Origin of the sequence: Microbacterium sp. ZW T2_14, from assembly GCF_044987405.1 — a bacterium.
Lineage (GTDB): Bacteria > Actinomycetota > Actinomycetes > Actinomycetales > Microbacteriaceae > Microbacterium.
On the sequence record NZ_JBJDRK010000008.1, the window covers coordinates 92,094 to 99,182 of the forward strand.

5 protein-coding genes and 1 pseudogene are annotated in these 7,089 nt (G+C 70.7%); all 6 read left to right on the top strand.

What is annotated here, in order from left to right; translation table 11 throughout:
* Positions 1-168 precede the first annotated feature (168 nt).
* Entirely contained in the window at positions 169-1,050 is an 882-nt protein-coding gene (locus ACI3KY_RS04750; protein WP_404929052.1) for an SDR family oxidoreductase, read from the top strand.
* Positions 1,051-1,086: 36 nt separating this feature from the next.
* Complete coding sequence (locus tag ACI3KY_RS04755; RefSeq protein ID WP_404929053.1) at positions 1,087-1,353, top strand: Rho termination factor N-terminal domain-containing protein; 267 nt, start codon at positions 1,087-1,089, stop codon at positions 1,351-1,353.
* 90 nt (positions 1,354-1,443) lie between these two features.
* Entirely contained in the window at positions 1,444-2,415 is a 972-nt protein-coding gene (locus ACI3KY_RS04760) for a DNA topoisomerase IB (protein WP_404929054.1), read from the top strand.
* 67 nt (positions 2,416-2,482) lie between these two features.
* Complete coding sequence (locus ACI3KY_RS04765) at positions 2,483-2,896, top strand: fluoride efflux transporter FluC (RefSeq protein WP_404929055.1); 414 nt, start codon at positions 2,483-2,485, stop codon at positions 2,894-2,896.
* On the top strand, positions 2,893-3,270 hold the full coding sequence (gene crcB, locus ACI3KY_RS04770) for a fluoride efflux transporter CrcB (RefSeq protein WP_404929056.1): 378 nt from the start codon (positions 2,893-2,895) through the stop codon (positions 3,268-3,270). Before ACI3KY_RS04765 ends, crcB begins: the two co-directional genes overlap by 4 nt.
* 119 nt (positions 3,271-3,389) lie before the next feature.
* Positions 3,390-6,545, top strand: a pseudogene (locus ACI3KY_RS04775) (efflux RND transporter permease subunit); the annotation flags it as partial.
* Between the last annotated feature and the right edge of the window lie 544 nt (positions 6,546-7,089).

Below are 7,089 nucleotides of genomic sequence, written 5' to 3' on the forward strand. Positions count from 1 at the left end.
CATGCCTCGTGGGCATGAACCGACACTGGCACCCCGGCGACGGCGTCCGTAGGGGCTTGACGGCGCCGGTTTTGCGGTGATAAGCCGCCCGGAACCCACGACTAAGGCCGGCCGGCGACGATGTCAAGCCCCGTGAGAGCGCGCGTGTGCGCCCGTATTTTCGCCGATATGAGCACACCCTCTGATCCGACGACCGCCCACCACGATGGCTCGTTCCCGCCGCAGGGCCAGGAGCAGCCCGGTCTGACGGACGAGACCACCCCCGAGCCCGACCACGGCGAGAAGTCGTATCGCGGCGCACTGCGCCTCAGCGAGCGACGCGCGCTCATCACCGGCGGCGACTCGGGCATCGGTCGCGCCGTGGCGATCGCCTTCGCGCGTGAGGGCGCCGATGTCGCGCTGACGTATCTCCCCGAGGAGCGCGAGGACGCCGACGAGACGGCCCGCTGGGTGACGGAGGCCGGGGCGCGTGCCCTGCCGATCGTCGGAGACCTCCGCGAAGAGGATTTCTGCGCCGAGATCGTCGACCGCGCCGTCGGCGAGTTCGGAGGTCTCGACGTGCTCGTGCTGAACGCCGCCTACCAGAAGGACCGCGACGGCATCGAGAACATGGAGACGGCAGAGTGGGACCGCGTGTTCCGCACCAACCTGTACGCGCAGATGTTCACGGTGCGCGCGGCGGTCCCCCACCTGCAGCCGGGGTCGTCGATCATCGTGACGACCTCCATCCAGGCGTTCAACCCCTCGCCCGGGCTCATCGACTATGCGATGACCAAGGCCGCGCAGGTCGCCTTCATCAAGGCGCTGGCGCAGGAGCTGGGGCCGAAGGGCATCCGAGTGAACGGCGTCGCTCCCGGTCCCATCTGGACCCCGCTCATTCCCGCGACGGGATGGGATGCCGAGCGCCTGGAGTCGTTCGGCCAGGACACGCCCCTGGGCCGGGCGGGTCAGCCCGCAGAGCTCGCCGGTGCCTATGTGTACTTGGCCAGCGACGACGCCACGTACACGTCCGGGGCGATCCTGCCGGTGACCGGGGGAAAGGGCTTGTGACACCCGCCCACGAGGCGGTGACCGAAGGAGGAAACCATGCCAGGACGACGCGGGTCGAACCTCAAAGACCGCGACATGTACGAGGAGCTGCGAGACCAGGGCGCCTCGAAGGAGAAGGCCGCGCGCATCTCGAACGCCGCCGCCAGCCAAGGCAAGAAGACTGTCGGCCGTCGGGGAGCGAAGGCGAAGGACTACGACGATCGCACCGTGCCCGAACTGCGCAAGCGCGCGAAGGAGCTCGGCCTCACGGGCTATTCGGGCAAGAAGAAGTCCGAGCTCATCTCAATGATCCGCAACCACTGACCGCCTGGTCGCCGGACCCGTCGCCGCATGCGCCGTGGCGTATTCCCACGCGCTCCGCGGCGTGTCCGGCGAGCCGGGGAGCGTGACCGGATGGCGAAACTCGTCCGATCGCGGCCCTACGAGGATCCTGGCTTCCGCCGCCTGCGCGCCGGGTCGGGATTCCGGTACGTCGATGCCAAGGGCCGCCCGCCGGCGCCCCGGCAGCTGGCCCGCATCCAGGGACTGGTGATCCCGCCGGCGTGGCAGGACGTGTGGATCAGCGCGCGACCCGATGGCCATATCCAGGCGGTCGGAGTCGATGATGCGGGTCGCCGTCAGTACGTCTACCACCCGGACTGGACGGCGGGCCGCGACCGCGGCAAGTTCGCCCGGGCGCTGGCGCTCGCCGAGGCGCTGCCGCGTGCCCGCGCGAGGGTGACGACATCGCTGCGGCGGGACGGACTCGACCGTGAGCGGGTGCTGGCGGTCGCCTTCCGGCTGCTCGACGACGCCGCGCCGCGCATCGGCTCGGAGCGCTACCTGGCCGCGCACGGGAGTCGTGGCCTCACGACTCTGCAGCGACGGGACGTCGCGTCGATGGCCGGGAGTGTCGTCACGCTCTCCTTCCCCGGCAAGAGCGGCAAGCACCAGCTCCTCGCCATCGACGACGCCGACCTGGCGGCGGTCATCGAGCTGCTCGCCGCCGGACGGCCTCGCGCCCCCCTGCTCGCGTGGCAGCGCGGCTCGCGCCGCGTGGGGCTGACGCCCGCGGAGGTGAACGCGTATGTGCGGTCGCTCACGGGTGGCCGGTTCACCGCGAAGGACTTCCGCACGCTGCGGGGCACGATCATCGCCGCGGAGTCCCTGGCGCGCATCGGCACGGTGGACACCAAGACCGACCTCAAGCGGGCAGAGGTGCTCGCGGTGCGCGCGACAGCCGAGGCCCTCGGCAACACGCCCGCCGTCGCACGCGGCTCGTACATCGACCCGCGTGTGTTCGCCCGGTACCGCGACGGCGACCTCCTGGATCTGTCGATCACGCCCGAGTCCGCGATCCGCGGCCTGCTCCGCCCGGGCCGCTGAGCCCTTCGGCAGGCTCAGCGACCGGAGCAAGGTCAGGGGCCGTGGGGTGCCGGAGTAGCGTGAGGGGATGCCGCAGCCCGTCGACCCGCGCGTGCTGGGGGCGACCGTGGCGGGCGGGGCGATCGGCGTGCTGGCGCGTGCGCTCATCATCCAGCCCGTCGGCGATCCCGCTGCTGTCGTGTGGGCGACGCTCGGGATCAACGTCGCCGGATCGCTGCTGCTGGGTGTCGTGGTGGGCTGGCTCGACGACCGCCGTCCCCTGCTGCGGGCGGCCCTCGGCACGGGAGCCCTGGGCGGCTTCACGACCTACAGCGCGTTCGCGGTGGCGACGGCGCTGTGGGTCACGACGCCGTGGCTCGCGGCAGGGCTGGCCGCGGCATCCGTCATCGCAGGTGTCGGGGGAGCGATCGCCGGGCTCTTCCTCGGACGCCGGATCGCGGACCGGCCGGGCCGGATCGAACTCCCCGAGGACGCCGAGTGAGCCCCTGGCTGCTGCTGGCCGCACTGGCCGGCGGTGCCGGCGCCGGTCTGCGCTACGTCGTCGATCGGCTGCTCACTCCGGCGGCCGGCATGCGGTTCCCGTGGGGGATCCTCGTGGTGAACGTCTCGGGATCCTTCGCTCTCGGCGTCATCACCGGGCTCGGTGCCGCGATCGCACCCGAGCTGTCGCTGGTGCTCGGGCTCGGTCTGCTCGGCGGCTACACGACCTTCAGCACCGTCTCTGTCGAGACCGTGCTCCTCGCCCAGCGGAGACGTCGGCGGGATGCCGTCCTCAACCTCCTCGGCACGCTCGCGCTCGCGGTGCTCGCCGCGGGCCTCGGACTGCTGTTGGGCGGGTGGCTCGCAGCGGTGTGAGGGCAGCCCGGCTCAGGAATTTCATATGAGAACAGCATGAAATACTGACAACCGATACATCTCCGTATCGTGCGGGCTCCCGCAATCCCCTGCACCACCACACCAGCGAAGGCCTCCGTGTGTCGAACCTCGCCGTCCTGAGTCTCAAGAACCGCGCCCTGATCGCGCTCATCACGATCGTCGCCGCCATCTTCGGCGGACTCGCGCTCACGAACCTCAAGCAAGAGCTCATCCCCTCGATCGAGTTCCCCGCGCTCATCGTCGTCTCCACCTACCCGGGCGCCTCCCCCGAGGTCGTGAGCAACGACGTGTCGGTGCCCATCGAGACCGCCATCCAGGGGGTCCCGGGGCTCGAGTCGTCGAGCGCGACGAGCACCACGAACGCCTCGATCGTGCAGGCGTCCTTCACCTACGGCACCGACCTCGCGACCGCCGAGCAGAAGATGACGCAGGCGATCAACCGCATCAAGAGCCAGCTTCCCGAGGGGGTCGATCCGAACGTCATCTCGGCGAGCATCGACGACTTCCCGGTGATCCAGCTGGCGGTGACCGGCTACGACGACGAAGCGACGATCCAGGCCCAGCTCGAGGCATCCGTCGTTCCCGATCTGGAGGATGTCGACGGCGTCAACGCGGCGCAGATCGTCGGCGGCGTCGGCGAGCGCATCACGATCACACCCGACCAGGCGGAACTCGCCGCGTCGGGCTTCACCCAGCAGGCCATCAGCGACGCGCTCGAGCAGAACGGCGTGCTGTTCCCCGGTGGTGAGGTCACCGAGAACGACGAGACGCTCACGGTGCAGACCGGCTCGAAGATCACGTCGGTCGACGAGATCGCGGCTCTGCCCCTGGTGCCGTCGACGGCCGAGCAGTTCCAAGGCGGCGCGGCGACGATCGGGGATGTCGCGACCGTCGTCGAAGAGACCGACCCCGTCACCACCGTCTCGCGCGTCAACGGCGAACCGGCCCTGACGATCGCGGTCACCAAGCTGCCGTCCGCCAACACGGTCGATGTGTCGCGCGGCGTGCTGGCGATCCTTCCGGACCTCGAGGACTCGCTCGACGGCGCCGAGTTCACGGTGGTCTTCGACCAGGCGCCCTACATCCAGGAGTCGATCGACACCCTCGCCAAGGAGGGGCTGCTCGGCCTCGTCTTCGCGGTGCTGGTGATCTTCATCTTCCTGCTTTCGGTGCGCTCGACGCTCGTCGCGGCGATCTCGATCCCGACGAGCCTGCTGATCACGTTCATCGGCCTGCAGGCGTTCGGGTATTCGCTGAACATCCTCACGCTCGGTGCGATCACCATCGCGATCGGGCGCGTGGTCGACGACTCCATCGTCGTCATCGAGAACATCAAGAGGCATTACGTCGGCGATGCCGACAAGAAGACCGCCATCCTGCGCGGCGTGCGCGAGGTGGCCTCGGCCATCACGGCGTCGACGATCGTGACGGTCGCGGTGTTCCTGCCCATCGCGTTCGTCGGCGACGTCACGGGCGAGCTGTTCCGTCCGTTCGCGATGACCGTCACGATCGCGATGACCGCGTCGCTGTTCGTCGCGCTGACGATCGTGCCGGTGCTCGCCTACTGGTTCCTCAAGCCGGGGAAGCAGATCCTCGACGCCGAGGGTGCCGCCATCGATCCCGAAGACCCGGCCGCGCCCCCGAGCCGCCTGCAGAAGGCCTACCTGCCGATCCTGCGCTGGACGCTCAAGCACTCCTGGGTGACGCTCGCGCTCGCCGTGCTGGTGCTCGTCGGCACGATCGCGCTGGCGCCGTTCATGAAGACGAACTTCCTGGGCGACTCGGGCCAGAACACCTTCACCATGACGCAGGACATCGGCCCGTCGCCCTCGCTCGAGGCCGAGAGCGCCGCGGCGGAGCAGGTCGAGGAGGTGCTCCTCGACATCGACGGCATCGACACGGTGCAGGTGTCGATCGGCTCGAGCGGCTCGGCGCTGCGCGACGCCTTCTCGGGTGGTGGCAGCGGCATCACGTACTCCATCACCACCGACTCGAACGCCGACCAGGTGGCGCTGCGCCAGGAGGTGCAGGACGCCGTCGCCGACCTCGACGACGCGGGCGAGATCACCGTCGCGGCGGGCGGCGGCGGATTCGGCTCGACGGACATCGCGATCGACGTGACGGCTCCCGACTCCGACACCCTGCAGACGGCCACGGATGCTGTCATCGCAGCGGTCGACGGCCAGGACGGCGTCGGTCAGGTCACGAGCAACCTCGCCGCCTCGCTGCCCTACATCGCGGTGACGGTCGACCGCGACAAGGCCGCCCAGCTCGGCCTGTCGGAGGTCGCGGTCGGCGCCCTGGTGTCGAACACGATGCAGCCGCAGTCCATCGGCACGGTCGAGATCGACGACACGTCGCTCACGGTCTACCTCGCGGCGTCCGAGACGCCGGCGTCGCTCGACGAGCTGCGCCAGCTGCAGGTCCCGAGCGCCACCGGCCCCATCGCGCTCGAAGAGGTCGCGACGGTCGAGCAGAGCGAAGGCCCGGCCTCGATCACGACCGAGGCCGGCGAGCGCACGTCGACCGTCACCGTGACCCCCTCGACCGACGACCTGGCCACCGCCTCCGCCTCGGTGACGACGGCCCTCGCCGACGCCGACCTGCCCGCGTCGGCCGACGCGACGCTCGGCGGTGTCGTGACACAGCAGCAGGACGCGTTCTCGCAGCTCGGCCTCGCCCTGCTCGCCGCGATCCTGATCGTCTACATCGTGATGGTGGCCACGTTCAAGTCGCTGCGCCAGCCGCTGCTGCTGCTCGTCTCGGTGCCTTTCGCGGCGACCGGTGCGATCCTGCTGCAGATCATCACGGGCGTGCCGCTCGGCGTCGCCTCGCTCATCGGCGTGCTGATGCTCATCGGCATCGTGGTGACGAACGCGATCGTGCTCGTGGACCTCGTGAACCAGTACCGCGTGAAGGGCCTCACCGCCCACGACGCGACGGTCGCGGGTGGCTCACGACGTCTGCGCCCGATCCTGATGACGGCGCTGGCCACGATCTTCGCCCTCACACCGATGGCGCTCGGCATCACCGGGCAGGGCGGCTTCATCTCGCAGCCGCTCGCGATCGTCGTGATCGGCGGTCTGGTGTCGTCGACCGTGCTGACGCTCCTCGTGCTTCCGACGCTGTACAACCTCGTCGAGGGCGCCAAGGAGCGGCGCGCTGAGCGCCGCCGCGGACGCGGCGACGACCGGGGCGACGACGGCGGCCCGGCTCCCGAGGACGACGGCCCGACGGACGGGACGGATGCCGCGGACGAACGTGAGCTCGTCGGCGCCGGAGTCGGCGCGGGAGTCGGCGCCGGGCTCGCTGCCGGTGCCGGTGCCGGTGCTGGTGCTGAGTCGGCGGGTGCCGGTGGTGTCGGTGCCGGAGGTGCAGGGCTTGCGGCCGGTGCCGCGGGCGCGGCCGTGGCCGAGACCCGGCGGGCGCGGCGGCAGCGCGAGCGCGGCGGGGCGGTCGAGGTCGCGGAGGTGGCCGTGCCGGTGATCGAGGAGGGTCCCGACGTCGAGGTGTCGGAATCGGCGCCCGCGCCGGAGATCGTCGACGCCGTGCCCGACGAGCGGGCTCCGGCGCCCGCCGACGCCGAGTCGTCGGCCGACTTCGAGGCGCCCGTCATCGATGCCGTGCCGACTGGCCCGGTCGCCGGGGACGAGGCCTCCGCGCCCCTGACGGGCGGGGATGCGAGCGCGCAGATTGCCGCAGCGGAAGCACTCGTGACCGAGCCGAAGGCCGACGTCTCCGAGCCCGCGGAGGGCGCCGCCGAGCCCGAGCCCGAGCCCGCGGAGGGCGCCGTCGAGC

Excerpts from the sequence above, each read along its gene's own strand:
- ACI3KY_RS04750 (WP_404929052.1), top strand. The coding sequence starts at position 169 with ATGAGCACACCCTCTGATCCGACGACCGCCCACCACGATGGCTCGTTC.
- ACI3KY_RS04755 (WP_404929053.1), top strand. The coding sequence starts at position 1,087 with ATGCCAGGACGACGCGGGTCGAACCTCAAAGACCGCGACATGTACGAG.
- ACI3KY_RS04760 (WP_404929054.1), top strand. The coding sequence starts at position 1,444 with ATGGCGAAACTCGTCCGATCGCGGCCCTACGAGGATCCTGGCTTCCGC.
- ACI3KY_RS04765 (WP_404929055.1), top strand. The coding sequence starts at position 2,483 with ATGCCGCAGCCCGTCGACCCGCGCGTGCTGGGGGCGACCGTGGCGGGC.